The organism is Cohaesibacter gelatinilyticus (assembly GCF_900215605.1).
Taxonomy (GTDB): domain Bacteria; phylum Pseudomonadota; class Alphaproteobacteria; order Rhizobiales; family Cohaesibacteraceae; genus Cohaesibacter; species Cohaesibacter gelatinilyticus.
Genome location: NZ_OBEL01000004.1, coordinates 32,178 through 50,196, shown reverse-complemented (window position 1 = coordinate 50,196; position 18,019 = coordinate 32,178). Strand labels below are relative to the sequence as shown.

The 18,019-nt window shown below is 45.6% G+C and carries 17 protein-coding genes; all 17 read right to left on the bottom strand.

Features of this window, described 5'->3' with window-relative positions; genetic code table 11:
• Positions 1-22 precede the first annotated feature (22 nt).
• Positions 23-2,983 (bottom strand): lipid II flippase MurJ, encoded by a 2,961-nt coding sequence (locus tag CRO57_RS16225; RefSeq protein ID WP_097154544.1) that lies wholly within the window; start codon positions 2,981-2,983, stop codon positions 23-25.
• Positions 2,934-3,491 (bottom strand): dTDP-4-dehydrorhamnose 3,5-epimerase, encoded by a 558-nt coding sequence (rfbC, locus tag CRO57_RS16220; RefSeq protein WP_097154543.1) that lies wholly within the window; start codon positions 3,489-3,491, stop codon positions 2,934-2,936. Before rfbC ends, CRO57_RS16225 begins: the two co-directional genes overlap by 50 nt.
• A gap of 7 nt (positions 3,492-3,498) precedes the next feature.
• On the bottom strand, positions 3,499-4,365 hold the full coding sequence (rfbA, locus tag CRO57_RS16215) for a glucose-1-phosphate thymidylyltransferase RfbA (protein WP_097154542.1): 867 nt from the start codon (positions 4,363-4,365) through the stop codon (positions 3,499-3,501).
• Positions 4,366-4,378: 13 nt separating this feature from the next.
• Positions 4,379-5,266, bottom strand: a complete 888-nt coding sequence (gene rfbD / locus CRO57_RS16210) for a dTDP-4-dehydrorhamnose reductase (RefSeq protein ID WP_097154541.1) — start codon at positions 5,264-5,266, stop codon at positions 4,379-4,381.
• Positions 5,263-6,327, bottom strand: coding sequence for a dTDP-glucose 4,6-dehydratase (gene rfbB / locus CRO57_RS16205; protein ID WP_097154540.1), 1,065 nt, complete (start codon positions 6,325-6,327; stop codon positions 5,263-5,265). Before rfbB ends, rfbD begins: the two co-directional genes overlap by 4 nt.
• 30 nt (positions 6,328-6,357) lie before the next feature.
• Complete coding sequence (locus tag CRO57_RS16200; RefSeq protein ID WP_097154539.1) at positions 6,358-7,494, bottom strand: glycosyltransferase family 4 protein; 1,137 nt, start codon at positions 7,492-7,494, stop codon at positions 6,358-6,360.
• Positions 7,495-7,496: 2 nt separating this feature from the next.
• Complete coding sequence (locus CRO57_RS16195; protein ID WP_097154538.1) at positions 7,497-8,495, bottom strand: glycosyltransferase family 2 protein; 999 nt, start codon at positions 8,493-8,495, stop codon at positions 7,497-7,499.
• Positions 8,429-9,355, bottom strand: a complete 927-nt coding sequence (locus tag CRO57_RS16190; protein WP_097154537.1) for a glycosyltransferase family 2 protein — start codon at positions 9,353-9,355, stop codon at positions 8,429-8,431. Before CRO57_RS16190 ends, CRO57_RS16195 begins: the two co-directional genes overlap by 67 nt.
• Complete coding sequence (locus tag CRO57_RS16185; protein WP_097154536.1) at positions 9,356-10,294, bottom strand: UDP-glucuronic acid decarboxylase family protein; 939 nt, start codon at positions 10,292-10,294, stop codon at positions 9,356-9,358.
• A complete protein-coding gene (locus CRO57_RS16180) occupies positions 10,291-11,319 on the bottom strand; it encodes a glycosyltransferase (protein ID WP_097154535.1) in 1,029 nt (342 codons plus the stop codon). The genes CRO57_RS16185 and CRO57_RS16180 overlap by 4 nt, the downstream gene beginning before the upstream one ends.
• Entirely contained in the window at positions 11,316-12,470 is a 1,155-nt protein-coding gene (locus CRO57_RS16175) for an NAD-dependent epimerase/dehydratase family protein (RefSeq protein ID WP_097154534.1), read from the bottom strand. Before CRO57_RS16175 ends, CRO57_RS16180 begins: the two co-directional genes overlap by 4 nt.
• Before the next feature lie 179 nt (positions 12,471-12,649).
• Positions 12,650-12,889 (bottom strand): hypothetical protein, encoded by a 240-nt coding sequence (locus CRO57_RS25010; RefSeq protein ID WP_097154532.1) that lies wholly within the window; start codon positions 12,887-12,889, stop codon positions 12,650-12,652.
• 19 nt (positions 12,890-12,908) lie between these two features.
• Positions 12,909-13,514 carry an acyltransferase gene (locus CRO57_RS25265; RefSeq protein WP_097154531.1) on the bottom strand — a complete coding sequence of 202 codons (606 nt, stop codon included), beginning with the start codon at positions 13,512-13,514 and terminating at the stop codon, positions 12,909-12,911.
• Positions 13,515-13,519: 5 nt separating this feature from the next.
• Complete coding sequence (locus tag CRO57_RS25260) at positions 13,520-14,128, bottom strand: CatB-related O-acetyltransferase (RefSeq protein WP_170956142.1); 609 nt, start codon at positions 14,126-14,128, stop codon at positions 13,520-13,522.
• 66 nt (positions 14,129-14,194) lie between these two features.
• Complete coding sequence (locus CRO57_RS16150; RefSeq protein ID WP_097154529.1) at positions 14,195-15,001, bottom strand: class I SAM-dependent methyltransferase; 807 nt, start codon at positions 14,999-15,001, stop codon at positions 14,195-14,197.
• A gap of 69 nt (positions 15,002-15,070) precedes the next feature.
• Positions 15,071-16,954, bottom strand: a complete 1,884-nt coding sequence (locus CRO57_RS16145; RefSeq protein ID WP_097154528.1) for a hypothetical protein — start codon at positions 16,952-16,954, stop codon at positions 15,071-15,073.
• Positions 16,955-17,000: 46 nt separating this feature from the next.
• Positions 17,001-17,993, bottom strand: a complete 993-nt coding sequence (locus tag CRO57_RS16140) for a Gfo/Idh/MocA family protein (protein WP_097154527.1) — start codon at positions 17,991-17,993, stop codon at positions 17,001-17,003.
• Positions 17,994-18,019 lie beyond the last annotated feature (26 nt).

The following is an 18,019-nucleotide window of genomic DNA, read 5'->3' as shown; positions in this document are numbered from 1 at the left end:
ACCATTGAAACAAAGCAGTCATTTAGCCAACAACTCGCCAAGTTTGCAATTGAATCCACAACAATAAAGCAATCCCTGCGCCACCAAATAGAATGATGGTGAACGCGCCTGAGCCAATGGCAACGCACACAACGCACCAAACCACCCAGCTAACCACAATTGTCAGCATCTCAAGCATATTCAGATTGGCACGGCGGTGCGTCAGCAAAAGCAAACAGAATGCAGAAAGAGAAGCGGCAGACAGTGCGCCAACAGCAACCCCAATCATACCCAAATAGGGTACCAATAAATAGTTCGCGACCAAATTGCTAAAGAAACCTAATCCGGCAGCAATCATCATCCGCAATGAACCACCGGTAACAGCTGCTGCTTTAACCAACAAAACCCCGGGAATAACAAAAGGCAGTTGCAGAGCACCAATACGAACCAAAGTTGCTAAATGCTCAATCTCATTGGTAGCAAATTGTTTGTTTGACAATACAGCACCAACCATCGGCTCCGCAAAGAGGAAAATAACTAAAGCCAAGGCAGCACCCATCCAGCCGCCCAACAACAACATAAAGAAAATTTGATTCCGGAACTGCACATGCCAACCCTGATTCACCAATCGCGCAAAGTGTGGCAAGACGACGGCTGAAACGCCAAATGTTGCCAGCCCTGTAAAGAACACAACTATTTTGCTGGCAAATGCCCACGTGGATACCGCACCTTCGCCTTGCATGCCTGCAAAGGTATAATTCAACGGAATCAATGCTGCAGTCAACAAAGCTGCTAACACCAATCTTGCGTAGTGTTTGAAGACTTGTTTGAGGTCATTCTGCCATAGGCTTGACCATCTGGGCACAACAAGCACGCCTTCGCGCCATGCAAAATAACACACAATTAGTCCATTACAGAATGTCCCCGTCAACATGCCAAACACAGCAGCTTTCGTCACATATTGTACGGGAACACTGATAATGACGACAATTGTTAGGATCGGAACGATCAGTTGTGCACTTGCAACATATTTTGATTTATGAAACGCATTCAGAACCGCGTTACCAATCACGGTCCATGCGGAGAGGACAATTATCGGCGCGTACCAACGTAACATCACAACTGTTTCAGCAACACGATCAGTTTGCTTCCCCGCCCCTAGAACGATCTGTGCGAACCAGGGTGCCAGCAAAACAGACAAAATTGCAATCACACCCAGAACGCCCACGGCGAGAACCAGTAAATGCTGAATGAATGCGCTACGTTGTTCTGATTGCTCGTAAGTAAAGCCAACAAACGGCCGCATCAAGCTATCAGCCATCGGCATCGCTATAAAGGTAACGATAAACATGGGAACCATTGTTCCTGTGAAAAAGGCATCAAGCTGTATTGAGATACCAAGCCGATTTATCAAAATCAGATCGCGTACGAAAAAACCGAGGAAACAAACAAATGTCAACACAACAGCTATGGCACCAGATGCTGCAACCTTATTAGTTTTTTGTAGATTTTCTTCTAGCTTTTGCTCCCTGATGATCGGCTCACCAACCACACTATCCAACTGAGAGGGCACTCTTCGAAGCTTAGAAAATCTCAGGACAGTGCTGGACAACACATCAGTCCATCCCACGGCTCCACACATCAAAATGAACATCCAGAAAGCGTAGCGCTGGCGGTATATCGTACCGATGTTAGGATTAATATAGGCTAACAGCCCGATCAAAATGAGGCAGAAAACAATACCCGTCATGAGGTGGGGGGTCGATCTGCGCAATAATAAAGGCAGAACCCCCGCCGCTATCAAATACCAGAGGGCTGTTTCCATCGCAGCCATCAAACGCGGCAACGTCGTTTTCTCCGCCCAGAACGATGGAAATGGTGCTAACAACCCCACTAAAACGGCCCTTGGACCATAAGCAATAGCCTGAAAAATATTTTCTGGTTGACGGTCACCATCTATTTCGGATTGTGCACCGGCCTTTCGCCCAAAACCCACGAAATAGGAGCGGAGCGCTGATATTCGCATGAAAGCCTCATCAACAACAGAAGGAACCCCATTGGTTGATTGCCACTCCCAATTTTTCGTTGATTCATGAAAATTAAGCCTCGCTGTCAAATCCATGCTCATCACATTGGTTCTGGTATTAAACTGCGACACAAACAGGCCAACGGCCAAAAGCACCATTAAAACTCCAGCATATCCTTTCATTGTTGCAAGGGAGGGCAATCTACGATCACGTCCCCAGAATAATATCGCTGACGCGGCCGTGGCCATAACCAGCGCCAGAATAAGAATATAGGGATAATGAGGACGCACCAATCCAAGCAATAAAGTACCGGCAAATGCGCAGATCAATGACGAGAATACTTCTCGTTTGGAAATTGTTTCACGGACAGACAACTCCAACCAGGACAGTAAAAGTAGAAGCAACCCCGCACAAGCAAAAGCATCTTTATGATTTTGCCCATACCAATGTAGCGCGGTAGGAAAAACCAGATACAAAATTCCAGCGATCAAACCGCCCAACTGCCCGCGTCGACCGGGCAGTATAACGTTACCTAGCCGATAAATCACTGTGGCGCCCAAAGCATGGGCACCTGCATTAATGGGAACAAACAAAACAGGATCGGGGCCAAAGAATGTATACAGAATAGATAGCAAGCCAACATTCGCAGGAAAACCTTGCGGGAACAATTCCCAGCGTGACCAACCATATTCAAGAATTTGCACAGATTTAACAATCGCAGCTTTATGAAATGTGATGGCATCATTTTTCATGAGGCCATGGCCAGCATGCAAATCCGGCAGCAAAGGCAAAACAAGCTTTTGCAGCACAATTGCCATGCAGCAGGCATATAGGAAGGCAAGAATCCAAAATTGGAAATAACCCAGAATTTCTCCATTTTTATCAATGGAGATGGCAGGTTTTTGCATCATACGATCCAGAAGATCTCTAAACAATATCGTAGCTTTCACAAGCAGAAAAAGGGGTTCCTTCTGCATCCTTCAACGCCAATTTCGGTGCGTCTCTCAAGGGCCATTCAATGCCTACATCCGCATCATTCCACAACAGACTGCGCTCATGCTCGGGATACCAATAGTCCGTGGTTTTATATAGAAACTCTGCCTCATCACTGGTGACACAAAAGCCGTGTGCAAACCCTGGTGGCACCCAAAGCTGCCGCTTATTCTCACATGATAAGGTTACGCCAGCCCATTTGCCAAAATTTTGTGAGTTTTTACGCATATCGACAGCAACATCAAAGACCGCACCTTTTGTTACACGTACCAATTTCCCTTGTGGGTTTTGGATCTGATAATGCATGCCGCGCAAAACGTCCCGAGTGGATGCACTATGATTGTCTTGAACAAAAATGCAATCCGATCCGGTCGCCTTGGAAAATTCCCTCTGATTGAAGCTCTCAAAGAAAAAACCACGATCATCACCAAAGATCTTTGGTTCCAAAATAAGAACTTCAGGCAATGCTGTGGGCAACACGGTATAAGGCATTTTGCACTCACTTGATCAAATTCAACAGATATTTACCATAGCTATTCTTGGCCAAAGGATGCGCCAATTTTTGTACATCCTCTGCGGTAATCCAACCCTGATCAAACGCAATTTCTTCGGGACATGCGACCATCAGTCCTTGGCGTTTTTGGAGCGTTGAAATGAAGCTGCTCGCTTCCAGCAAACTGTCATGAGTGCCTGTATCAAGCCATGCATAACCACGTCCCATGATTTCCACCTTCAACTCAGATTGCTGCAAGTAGCGGCGGTTAACATCGGTAATTTCCAATTCGCCGCGCGCCGACGGCTTGATATCGGCTGCAATATCACAGACCTGTTCGTCGTAAAAATACAAGCCCGTCACCGCAAAATTGCTTTTCGGCTGTGCTGGTTTTTCTTCAATGCTGATAGCACATTGCTTCTTGTCAAACTCAACGACGCCATAGCGTTCGGGATCATGGACATGGTAGGCAAACACACTGGCGCCACGATCTTGTGCATTCGCACTTTGCAACTTCTTGACAAGATCGTGGCCATAAAAAATGTTGTCCCCTAGAATTAGGGCGCTAGGCTTGCCGCTCACGTAATCCTTACCAATAATAAAAGCTTGAGCAAGGCCGTCGGGTGACGACTGAACTGCGTAGGAAATATTAATACCCCAGCGGGCACCATCCCCTAACAATTCTTCAAAGCGTGGTGTATCATGCGGTGTGGATATAAGCAAAATATCGCGAATGCCAGCCAACATTAGCGTGGTCAAAGGATAAAAAACCATCGGCTTATCATACACTGGCATCAATTGCTTCGATACCGTCTGTGTTACCGGATACAAACGAGTTCCCGAACCACCGGCCAAGATTATTCCTTTGCGCATGTCTTGTATTCCTTTACAATATGTACCTAAGAACATGAGCAAGACCATCACGCCAATCAGACAGACTCACATTGAATGTGTTCTGTATGTTTCGGGTATCAAGCCGAGAATTCAGAGGTCTGACTGCCGGTGTCGGATAATCTCTGGTAGCAATGGGTGTAACTGCATCTAGATTTGCCCTTAGGTCAAGACCTGCCGCATGCCCAGCAGCAATCACCTTGCGGGCATAGTCACACCATGAAACAGCACCCGAAGCGGTTAGATTATACAGGCCAAACGGAAAACCGTTCCGCCCCTGTGTCTGCATTTGTCTCAAAATTTGTGCTGTCACATCAGCAATCAAGGCTGCCGAAGTTGGCGCACCAACTTGATCAGACACCACCTTCAATATTTCCCGATCTGCGGCCAAATGCAGCATGGTTTTGACAAAATTGTTGCCGTAGGCACCATAGACCCATGTGGTTCTAAAAATCAGATAATCGGCACCACTGTGTTGCAAAGCCTGTTCGCCGGCTAGCTTGCTAAGCCCGTATATATTGATCGGATATTCAGCATCTTGTTCGGTATAGGGCGTTTTTTTGGAACCATCAAAAACATAATCGGTGGAATAATGCACCACGACCGCACCAATTTTAACTGCTTCTGCTCCCAGAACCCCAAGAGCATGCCCATTGATCGCTTGGGCCAATTCCGGTTCACTTTCTGCCATGTCAACCGCTGTGTAGGCGGCAGCGTTGACAATCACATCAGGACAATACGCCTGGATCGCCATACGCATACTGTTTGCATCACGAAGATCGCAACCAGTACGATCCAGAGCCGTCACATCCCCCAAAGGTACAAGAGCTCGTTGAAGCTCAAAACCAACCTGACCGTTTTTCCCTATGAGCAGGATTCTCAAGGGGTGCCTCCATATTGCTTGGCCACCCAGTTGCGATATGTCCCTCTGGTGACTGCCTCGACCCAATCTTGATTGTTCAGATACCACTGTACAGTTTTCCGAATGCCACTTTCAAAACTCTCTTTGGGAACCCAGTCTAATTCTTTCTGGATTTTAGAACTGTCTATTGCATAGCGTCGATCATGGCCAGGTCGATCCTTAACATATGTAATTTGATTAGCGTATGGCGTTCCAGCAGATTGTGGCCGCAATTCATCAAGCATTGCACACAGTGCCTGAACCACATCAAGATTGGTCTTTTCGCTATTGCCGCCAACATTATAGGTTTCTCCAGGACGCCCAATATCCAGAACTTGCCGAATAGCACTGCAGTGATCAGAAACATATAGCCAGTCACGCACCTGTTGACCGTCCCCATATATTGGCAAAGATTTACCATCAAGAGCATTACAAATAACCAGCGGAATCAGCTTTTCCGGAAAGTGATACGGGCCATAATTGTTGGAGCAATTAGTGGTCAAGGTAGGCAGATCATAGGTATGGAAATAAGCCCGCACCAGATGATCACTAGCCGCCTTGCTAGCTGAATAAGGGCTATTGGGCTCATATTGATGATCTTCAGCAAATGCAGGTTCATCGGCCGTCAATGTGCCGTACACTTCATCTGTTGAGACATGAAGAAAACGAAAGGTCGCCTTTTCATCTGCTGATTGTTCAAGCCAATAGTTTCTCACCGCTTCCAGCAAACGGAAACAGCCAACAATATTAGTTTGAATAAAATCCTCTGGCCCTTTGATTGATCGATCGACATGGGACTCGGCTGCAAAATTAATCACCGCGCGTGGCTTGTGCTCAGCCAACAGCTGAGTCACCAGAACGCTATCTGCTATATTTCCATGAACAAAGATATGCCGTGCATCATCCCGCAATGCAGCCAGATTTTGCAAATTGCCAGCGTAGGTCAGCGCGTCCAGATTCAACACGGGCTCATCATTGGCTTTCAACCAGTCCAAAACAAAATTGCTGCCAATAAAGCCAGCACCACCGGTTACCAGTATCATATCTTTGCCCTCACTCAATAAACCGATGTTCTAGTATGTCTTGACATGGGTATCATAATACTCCAACCACGCCCCCGAAATTGCTTGCGCCGTAAAGTCTTTTTCCACGCGTTGCCGCGCTTCCTGTCCCATTGCCTCAATCTGATCAGGGCTTGCCGCAAGATTGCTCATGCCTTGCGCCAAGGCTTCAATGTCTTTCAAAGGCACCAAAAGACCTGTTTTACCTTCATCAACAGAATCGATCACACCGTCAATGCGATAGGCCAAAGCAGGTGTTTCACAGGCAGCAGCCTCAATGACGGCCAAGCCAAAACCCTCACGATAGCTGGGAAGAACATAGACATCCGCCGCTGCCATATAATGCTCTGGTGTAGATGTGCGCCCAATCCAACTTATTGCGCAGTTTGCCTCTGAGGCTACATGCTTGAGACTGTCAGACAGGCCTTCTTCATCTGGCCCCACCATCCATAAAACCACGTCCTGGCGCTTGGTATAAACCTTCGCAAAGGCATCCATAAGATCAAAGACACCCTTGTCTCTGGCGATCCGGCCAACATACAAAAACACGAATTGTGACCCTGTTACGCCTAATTCTTTGCGTTTACGCAATCGGCCCTGTGGGTCAGGCTTGAAACGATCCATATCCACGCCGGAAATGGAGCCTTTACCCATAATTCCTACCGGATGGCTCAACCCCAGCTCTTTTTCCAAAAAGGCACTTTGGGATGCACTATCCGAGAAAACGCGCGTCGCAAATACAACGATCATCAAATCAAACAATTTCAATACAGATCGCATCCAACCTACTTTGCTCGCCCAAACCTGACCTGTAAAGGTATGGATACGATGAGGCACTCGGCACATCATACTTGCCATCATACCGAGAAGGCCAGCCTTTGGCATCAGGCTATGTACAGAATCAAATTTCTCTCGATGAAAGATCTTTATCAAACACCACAATACGTTCAGATCCTGAAATGGTGTAACCTTACGAGCAATGGGTATATGAATGACCTTGACCCTAGGATCAATATTCTCTGACAACGGATAAACATCAAGATTGACACATAAAGCCACTTCATAGTTCTCGGCCAGAACTGCCAAATGCCCCAGAAGAAAAGGATTGACCCCGAAAGGGGATGTTGCAACAAAACATAGCTTTTTCATCCCTACTCCAGATATTTTCCACGCCCGAACAATAGCAGAAACCAGATTATTACCTTCATCAAGCGACCATGATCAATGATGGTCAAGATCAACCGCAGCAAAGGTTGTTTATCCAGTCGAGCAATATTATTGCGTATAAACTGCCGGTATTCTGGATCCGGTTTCAACTCATAGCGGTACAGATGACGAAGCTGCCAAACTGCCCAGATTTTACCATCATGGACGCTGGATAAAAATTGTGAACTGCTTCTGCGCAAATGCGCCTCTACAGCTTTGAGCTCCCAGTATGATATCTTTTCACGATTACGAGACAGACCCTGTGGGTTGATCCGATAGAGATACAATGGCAGCTTGATTTCAACGGGTTGAATCCCGGAATACATCAATCTCAGCCAGAGGTCATAATCCTCGCAAGATCGCAAGCTGTCATCATAACCGCCATGATCCAGCAGCGTTTGACGTCCAATCATCATTGAAGCACCGACCAAATGGTTTCGAAACTGCATGGATGTGCTACTGGTAAAGCGCTCAGTTTCAAAATCCGCTTCGTAACTTTGCAAAGCGCTCAGATCGCAACTATCAACCATCCTTTGAACCTGACAAGACACCGCTCCGCCCGGTTCATAAGCTAATAGTTGAAACTCAATTTTCTGGGGGTGGAGCTGATCATCCGCGTCCAAAAATGACACTATATCTGTCGTTGCCGACTTTAGACCGATGTTACGCGTAGCAGCCAGACCCACATTTTCGGAATTGGTGATATAGCGTACCGACGAATAGAGGGCCATGATTGCATCGATTTCGCGGCTTTGTGGCGAACAATCATTGACCACAATAATCTCATCCACCGGTCGAGATTGAAATAACACAGAATCTAACGCGGCAGCAAGAGTATCCGCATCCATATAGCAAGGTATGATGACAGACACACTGATCAAAAACGAATACTCTTTATCAAGCTCAGAGACAAAAAAATGATAGCTTTCGCGCGATAGGACCATGGAATTGGGGAAATCAGCGCTTTGGCCAATTGTGATCGAGCTTGCTTAAATTCGCCACACGAGACGCCAATACGGCCAATCCTGTAGGATAAAATTCCTAATGCGCGCTCTTGCAATATTGGCTCCAGATCATCCAGGTATTGTGCATAGAGTTTTTTTATACGTTCCATCTGCTTCGAGGATGGCGCAGAAATGTTCCCGCCACCTACCCAATAAAATCCGAGGCAGTCTGATAACCGGGTGAAGCGCTCTGTGACCCGGGACAACCGTATCCAAGTATCGTAATCCTCTACTGAAACCAAATCACGGTCCTCAGTTATTGATCCAATTTTGATCAAACTTTCTTTACGAACAACTGCACTAGAATTGGGAATAGAAACTCCTAAACATAGCAATGACTCAAATGCAGGGTTAGGCACTGGAGTAGAAGATATCTTATCATTAAAACTACACTGATCAGCACTGCGGACTACAAATAGATCATGATATACTATATCTGCACCATTCTCCAAAGCAGCAACGCTTTGCTTCAATTTATCTGCCGCCCACCAATCATCAGCATCAAGAAAGGCAATATATTGCCCTCTTGAGGCTGCTATCCCACGATTACGTGGACGTGCGGGTCCTCCAAAGTTGGTATCAGTTAGAAAATAAATAGCTAGACGGTCAGCAAAACAATCTGTGACTGCAGCCATATCTTCCTCAGAGCCGTCATCACAAACAAGAACCTCAAAGTTTTTGTAGCTCTGATCCACGAGACTATCCAAACATCGATGCAAGTCTTTAGGCTGGTTGTAACAGGGAATGACAACAGACACCGTCGGCGAACTGTTAAGTTGCTTTGCCGCTTCCGACATCATCTATGCACCCACAATCCTGGAGAAATAATTTATAGTTTCTTTCAAACCGTCTTCCAAACACACTTGTGGCTTCCAATCCAGTTCTTTTTGCGCAAGCGAAATATCTGGACGCCGTTGTTTGGGGTCATCAGAAGGCAAATCTTTATAGATCAATTTGCTCTTTGATCCGGTTAAACTAAGAATAGTTTCAGCCAATTCAAGCATCGTAAATTCACCTGGGTTGCCGATATTGACCGGACCTGTAAAATCCTTTCTCGTATTCATCATGGCTACCATTGCATTTATAAGATCATCTACATAGCAAAAGCTACGTGTCTGCAAACCATCACCATAAATGGTAATATCATCTCCCTTCAAAGCCTGTACGATGAAATTGCTAACCACCCTGCCGTCGTTAGGATGCATGCGCGGACCAAAGGTATTGAAAATACGAACAACTTTGATTTCAAGTTGATGTTGACGCCAATAATCAAAGAACAATGTTTCAGCACAACGTTTACCTTCATCATAGCAACTGCGAACGCCAACAGGGTTAACTCGTCCCCAATACTTTTCGGGTTGAGGATGGACTTCTGGATCACCATAAACTTCACTGGTTGAAGCTTGCAAAATTCGTGCATTCAGCCGTTTGGCTAGCCCCAGCATATTTATTGCCCCATGCACACTAGTCTTAGTAGTTTGCACAGGATCATATTGATAATGGATGGGTGATGCAGGACAAGCCAAATTATATATCTGGTCAACTTCAACATATAACGGAAAAGTTACATCATGACGCAACACCTCAAACATGGGCCGGTTTATCAAGTGCAAAATGTTTTGTTTCGTTCCCGTAAAGTAATTGTCAACGCATAAAACGTCATGCCCCTCAGACAATAAGCGTTCACACAAGTGAGAACCAAGAAATCCTGCTCCTCCAGTGACGAGAATTTTTTTCATTGTTGTGTTGCCTCGCGTTTTAGAATTCTGAGCATTTTTCCCGTTGCCTTACAACCGATTTCTAATACCCGTTTCAGAAAACCAGGTATAAGAAAAACTATAGATGCTGGGTCATAGATTAAGACACATCGCAAGTGGTAGGGTATATTCACCCAGCTGTTGCGAGATGGAACTAATACATGCACGGCCCACAGATACATCACATGGGTGCGCGCGGACATGCGTTCTCTAGCCGACAGATTTAATGAATTAACCTGTCCCAGCAATAAACGGAAATACTCTTCATAAACCACTTTGTCCTTGGTAACACTACGGATGGTTTTTCGGTGTTGGCGGAAATTATTCAGCGCCGTTGCGACATAGGAAATGTCATAGGTTTGGGCAATACGGAAAAACAGATCCCAATCACAACACACCCGATATTCTGCGGACAAGTTGCCATGGTCTTCAAAGCACTGGCGACGGAACAGGCAAGCACTGAGATTTGGGATCACACAAGAGTGCAATAAAAAACGGTTGGCCTGATCTTTTGGAATCACAACATCTGCGGCACAATAGGCGCGAAAATCGGCGGAACGGACGGTAAAGTCATCCCCCAACACCGCATCATTTTCATCCACCATGTAGCTGCGACAAAACGCAATCCCGGTCTTTTCACTGCTTTGCATGGCAGCAACCAAGCGCTCCACCATGGTCGGACCACAGCTGTCGTCACAGTTGGCAAACAGCACATATTCGCCCGTAGAAACATCAATACCCTGATTGCTGACCGTAACCCAGCCACCATTTTCTTTACGGATAATCAGATTGACCTTGGGATGGTCTTCATAGTCACGCAGGATATCAACGCTGTTGTCCGGTGAGCAGTCATCGATCACAACAATTTCAATATCTTCATAGGTTTGCGCGATCAAACTATCCATACGACGGTTCAAAAAGCCCGCATGGTTATAGCTGGCCACCACCAATGAAACGCGGCCCGGCACGATTATTTTATCTGTTTTGTCCATTGAGGCCTCGCTCATTTGAACAGACCCTTCGCCTTCATCTCGTTCAAGCTTTCTTCGTAACGGTCTTTGCCGACAGCTTCGCCTTTCACCCACGCGACAAACTTCTGCAAACCTTGGTTGATATCCACAGTCGGTTGGAAACCCAGTACATCCTGTGCCTTGCTCAGGTCTGCCACATTATGGCGGATATCACCGACACGGTATTGACCAGAGACCGTAATCTCGGATTTAGCATCAAAGTGCTGACGCAGTGTATTGGCAATGGTCAAAACATCTGTACCAACGCCAGAGCCCACGTTAAAGACTTGCTGCAATTGCATATCCGGGTGCTCAATGGCCGCCTTGGTCGCAGTGACCACATCATCAATATAGACAAAATCGCGGCTTTCCTTACCGTCTTCAAAGATATTGATGCTGGCATCTTGGCGCATACGAGTTGAGAAAATCGACAAAATGCCAGTGTACGGATTGGACAAGGATTGACCCGGGCCATAGACATTCTGATAACGGAACGCCACAGCCGAAATACCCAACGCCTGACCAACAGACATGATCAGTTGTTCCTGAGTTAGCTTCGTTACACCATATACGGAAGAGGGATGCAGCGCCGAATCTTCATCCGTAGCTTCCAGGGTCAGGATTTTGCCTGTTACAGGGCAAAGATGTTCAAACTGTCCTTGAGCCATATCCTCATCTTTACGCGCACCGGGATAAACGGCTCCAAGCTCTGGACTGCTATATTTTCCTTCCCCATAAACAGCTCGGGACGATGCAACCACCAGACGTTTCACCGGATAAGGAGCGTTGGCAATCAAGTCGAGCAACAATGATGTGCCGCCCACATTCACACGGGAATAATGCTCGATAGCATACATGGATTGGCCAGTGCCGGTCTCTGCCGCCAGATGCACAACCGTATCCGTTCCGGGTAATACTTTGTGCAAGTCTTCCGCCTTGGTCACATCACCACGTACGAAGGTCACTTTGTCCCGGATGGCATGATATAACGGTGAGGCCTCGGGCTCATCACCATGAATTTGAGGCGACAGATTGTCCAGCACAATCACCGCATGACCGGCCTCGACCAAAGCCAACGACAGGCGCGAACCGATAAACCCAGCCCCCCCTGTGATTAGGATATTTTGTTTGTTTTCAAGGCTAATCATTTAATTCACCGTACGCCTACTAAGAGCCTTATCTGCTATAAATTTTGCAACCAAAGGAGCTGCATGAATACTGTCTGAAGCGAGAATTGATAAATAGGTGGCATACTGATTTGTTAACGTATTTTTGAACTGCTGATCGATCATAAAATTCTGTTGATCCAAGCGCGACTCACCATACGTCATGCCTCCCTGTAAATCACGCATACAAAAGGCTCTCGGTAGGTTCGGACGCATAGCGGTAATGGACCAAGGGCAACAACGCCCTTCACACTTGCAGCTTCCCAAAAAGCAACATTCTTCAGAATATCGATAGAAACAGAAACATTGTTATCCCGCTTGTGTTTTACCCAATGCCCCAAAAGAACAGCCGACATAACAGCTACGGCACACAAGCCATCGATATCAGATTTATAATTCATGCGATAATGTATCTCGTCTTTATTCTTGAGCGCATGGCACCCAAGATCGAGTAGTGTGCTCATATTGCTTTATGACAACGGCTGGTGAACCAACAGCGATGGAATAATCTGGAATATCCTGTGTCACCACAGAATTTGCACCAATAACGCAATTTTTCCCTATGCTGGCACCAATAACACAAACATTTTCTCCAAGCCAACTTCCACGACCAATAACAACTGGCGCTTTGAGCTTGATAGGCTGTTGTAAAATCGGTGTTTCGATATCCTCATAGGCATGCAGATTGTCCGAAACAAAAATATTGTTTGCGGTCAGGACATATTCCTCAAATACAACCTTACGCACGGCTGTTATGTGGTTGTTGTACCCAAGCACACAGCCTTCACCAATTTCCAGGCAACCGTCATCCTCCACCTCAGGTTGGCAATACAACCAACTGTTGGCTTGTATGACACAGTTCTTTCCCAATGAAATGTTTTCAGCCCCCTCCAGTCGGAAAGGACTGTACAGATGCGCTCCAGAACCGCACGTATGCATTGTTGGCGCATGGCATAGCCTGAAAACTGTGCGCATATATTTACTGCGAACACGGTGATAAGAATTATAGAGCTTGGAAAAAAGCATTCTGATTATGCACCCAGAGTTTCCAGAAATTTTTCTGGTTCTGAAAAATACTGCGAGAGTTGCTGCAAACGTACTTCACTTTCATCCCACCACCGCGAAGCGACAAGCCTGACACACAATGCATCATCAAAACGTCTACGCACTACTTGACCCGGGACCCCAACCACAATTCCATATGGCGGCACATCTTTGGTGACAATAGCACCAGACCCGATAATCGCCCCAACCCCAACAGTGACACCGCTCATAATTTTTGCGCCGTCACCTATCCAAACATCAGCCCCAATTACTGTGCGAGGTGCTCCAACGGGGTATTTGATATCTGAAACAAAAAATTTAGGTAATAGCTGACTATTATCATAAAATACTGGATTGGTGCTGATCATATGTATTGGATGGTTAATCAAACCAATCGAAACATTTGACGCGATAGAACAGTAAGGGCCTATTTCAGCATTTACAATAACAGTGTTCTCTTGGGCATAGCTATAAGCACCAAAATCCGTTTGCATCAAGCGTACCTTCGGAAACAGAACCGAATGATTGTCCAAGGTAGACTGCGGATCAGCCGTTGCCCCGGGATGAATAACACTATTTACAAAACGCTTACGCAAACGCCTGCCATACAGCCAAAGACGAACATTTCTAAAGCATCCCCTCATAATACCCCCGGAACAAATTTAAACAGCGCGGCAGATAAAGTGCTTCAAGGAGCGCCCTTTGCTATCTGCAACAGTTGGCAATTCGCTGTCAATAATTTCTTCAACTGCGAAACCTGCAGCTTTGATGGACTCGACCCAGTACCAAATCGGGTAGTCACGATCTCCCAGCACAGGGTCATACAAATAGCCAGAAGCCGAAATCGCTGGTGATTTTGCGTAATATTTTTGCAACAGAAGATCACGCAATATTCGTACTGCACATGCTGCGACTGATACGGTATGTCTCCAACCAGACCACGGCGTTTCATTTACTATGAACATATAGCCACCGGGCTTTGTCACACGACGCATTTCTTTCAGCAGACTTTCTAAATTATCAGCATGATGCACCGCTGATGAAGCGACCACCGCATCAAAAGTAGCATCATCAAACAACAACGGTTGAAAAAGGCCCTCGACCACCTCAACCTTATTCAAATGACCCTCCATTTGTGCAAACACCTGTGGCAGCAGGGTTTGCAGGAAATAGTAGCTAGAATCCAGAGCATGCAGTTTGCTGACTTCTTCCAGTTTGGATAGAATGGCCGTCAGCCAACCACCTCCACAGCCCAAATCCAGAACATGTGCATCCTGCGGCAAATACCCAGCCCAGTTCAAATCCTCCAGCGCACGAATGTAATTACACTCTTCACCAATGCGTTTGAGGTAGGCTTCTCCATTTTGCAAGTAGTTGTTGGAATCATCGCACGCGGTTTTCATAGCCTCATCAAATTGCGCCAAACCTTGCAGTGTCTGATCAGAAATCCAGTTTTTATTTGAAGGCAATCTATTATCCTAAACGCTGAGAAATTGTGGGCCGGGACTAGTAACTAGCTCCCACCCCAATGAGATACATTAACCATCCGCATTGATCACTGTCACGGAATAGTCCGATACGATCCCAGAAATTCCATTTTTGGGATACTCTTCCAACATTCGATCCACACACTTCAAATTACGCTCAAGGCTTTTTCCGTCCAGCGGGCCGATATATTTTTCAAGGGTTTCTCGCTGCAAGAAAGCATCAAAACGATCCGAACTAGACATAAAATCTTGAATAGCCCGTAACACGTCTTTAGCAGAATGCGTTGTAACTACTTCAGATTGTCCATCGAATGGTGGATACATAAATTCGTGATCGCGTTTGTGAAAAATTGCTGGGATCCCTAGGCAGGAGGCTTCCATCAAGGTCTGGGAATAAATCGAGATGTACAGATCAGTACTATCCAAAAGCTCCCTGATGGACACTGTATCTAGAATTACATCCACAATCCCCGGGAAATACTCAGCCACAAGCTGCTCGTATATTTCTTGATAACCGTTTGGCCGAACTTTCACAATGATCTTGGGCTTAGGAGTACCTGCCTCAACCAACATTTGAACAGCCTGCAAAATATCGTGCAGAAACGCAAACTCAACTGCTTGATAGGAGTTCAAATCATTACTGTTAAAACCCGATGCACCGATAGTTATCGTTGGGCTCTGACGATCAATCGCCTTCGTCTCTGACTCAGCATAACTATCCATCCGTGGATCACCGATAGGGATAACATTATCCATGCCACGAAAATAATGATCCCGAATGCTTGGCCCATAACTATTAATCAGCGTGGCATATTTAGCCTCATCCATACAAGGATTAATCAATAAACCATTAATTATCATGTAACTGGGCGTACCACGGGCCTCAGCCACAGCATGTACCAAACTTGGTATAACACCTATGTTCGCAATTAGGACAACTAGGTCCAATGGATTTTTATCCATATAACGCATCACACAGTCCAAAGCCATCAAAGTGCGCGGCAAGATCTGTCGTACCCTCTGCAACAGAACACGTGAAGCCCCTTCCGCAATATTATTACCTGTCGTCAGATCGAGACGTGCTGATTTATGTTTTAAAAACTTTGCACATAATTTATCAGCCTCTGCATCAAACACGTCTACGGATCCGTAAACCGGGATTGGACGGTCCCTCCATAAGTTCTTAAATTTCCAGCCACCCGTAAAATGAGCCTGAACAACTTGCTTCCCCGGCTGGTCTTGGAGCTTGGCCATTAACGCGCGTGTAGGGTGATATTCGTGAACAAAAATCCGCTTAGGGGTGTAAAAAAGTCTGCAAAAACTATCATACAATTGAGTCAATGTCCCAACTGTCATAAACAGGAGCTGTTTTACTGTTTTACGCCATGTTGCACTGCGTAATTTTTCATCCATCCAGCGATGTGAGGGAAAATAATAAGAAGACTGTTTTCCCTCAGGGACTTCAGTCAGTCGGGTATATTGCAGACCAATGTCATTCAGAACATCTGCAACAAGCTCCAGCCCAGAACCCAGATAAATTTGGTCAAATGAAATGCTCTTTAAGCAAGACAAACATAGCCACGTACGCACATATGTCGTGTAATCATTCCATACCTCAATACGAAAAGCAAAACCAAAACCGATACCTTTATAGGTAAAAATATCTTCATTACTAGCGTCATAATGCCAGTCATAAAAAAAATTATACATACGGAAGTTATTTTCTTCCATTACGCTCCGATGGCACATGTAGTCAATAAAATGAACAACACCTTCCTGCTGGCCAATTTCTTTATAAAGTCCTAGATCATAGGTCAGGACTAAATCTTGCGTCGCATCGTATTGTGCCGAAGCTTCAGACCAGCGAGCACGTGAATCCACTAAATAAACATGGCGGTATACGTGTCCACTTTCCAAATGCCTTGGCGCTTGCATGACTTTTCCTTTCAGGATGACAAATGCCTCAGAAAATCACTGTACACTACGCCAAGAATACGCGTGTAACAGTTAAAGACTGCTCATACTGTACGAGATCAAACGTCGCTTTGTTCTGAACCACTTGCACAAAATGATCCAGTGAATCATAGAGTCCTGACGCTTGATAAAGTCCGCCGGAATGCATGTTAACTGTGTGTGCTTTTGGCTTACAGAATTCATTTCGACTGTTAAATGTATCGCGCGGGGAGTAAATGGAAATTTCAGAATTCTCAGCCTGGAAAATCCCGTCAGAAAAAAACACATCCACATCTTTGGTAAAGACACTGGCATATGTCAGCATGATATTACAGACCATACCGCTTTTGAACACAAGCTGTATAACAGCTGTATCTGCCTGTGTATTACCAGCAATATTCCGTTCATACAGCGTATGTTTTTCCAGTGGTCCAAAACACTCCAGACACATGTCTACATAGTGGATACCTAAATTGCCGGAAACCTTAGAAAAGACGGACGGATCACAGAAACGCCAATTGCTTCCCATTCCGGGCTTAAACGCCAGTCCATGAGAGATATTGAAGTTCGCACAAATTGGCGAACCAAGCTCACCGGACTGAACGATTTTCTTCAATTGCTGCAATAATGGAGAGAATCTGTAATTGAACCCAAAATACAGTCGATCACACAGAACAGGTTTACTATCTTCCAACCAAAACAGTTCTGTCTTTGTTACACCAGGTGGCTTTTCACAATAGATGTAAGGTAACTCTCCACCACCTTGCGAGGTTTTTAGTATCTTCTGAATATAGGAAACATGTGTGCCGGAAGGGGAACAAATAAAAATCGCATCACAGTCAAGAACATCATCCCAATTCGAAGAATATCTAATTGCCTCAGTGACCTGATTTTGCAATTGGCTAACTTTATCATTATTCGGATGATATACCGTTACCTGCTGAATGCCTAGTTGATTGACAAGGCAATCAATCACTCTCTTGGCATGATTTTTATATCCGATGACAGCGGCACTAAACACTGAAGATACACCTTACCAAATGAAGT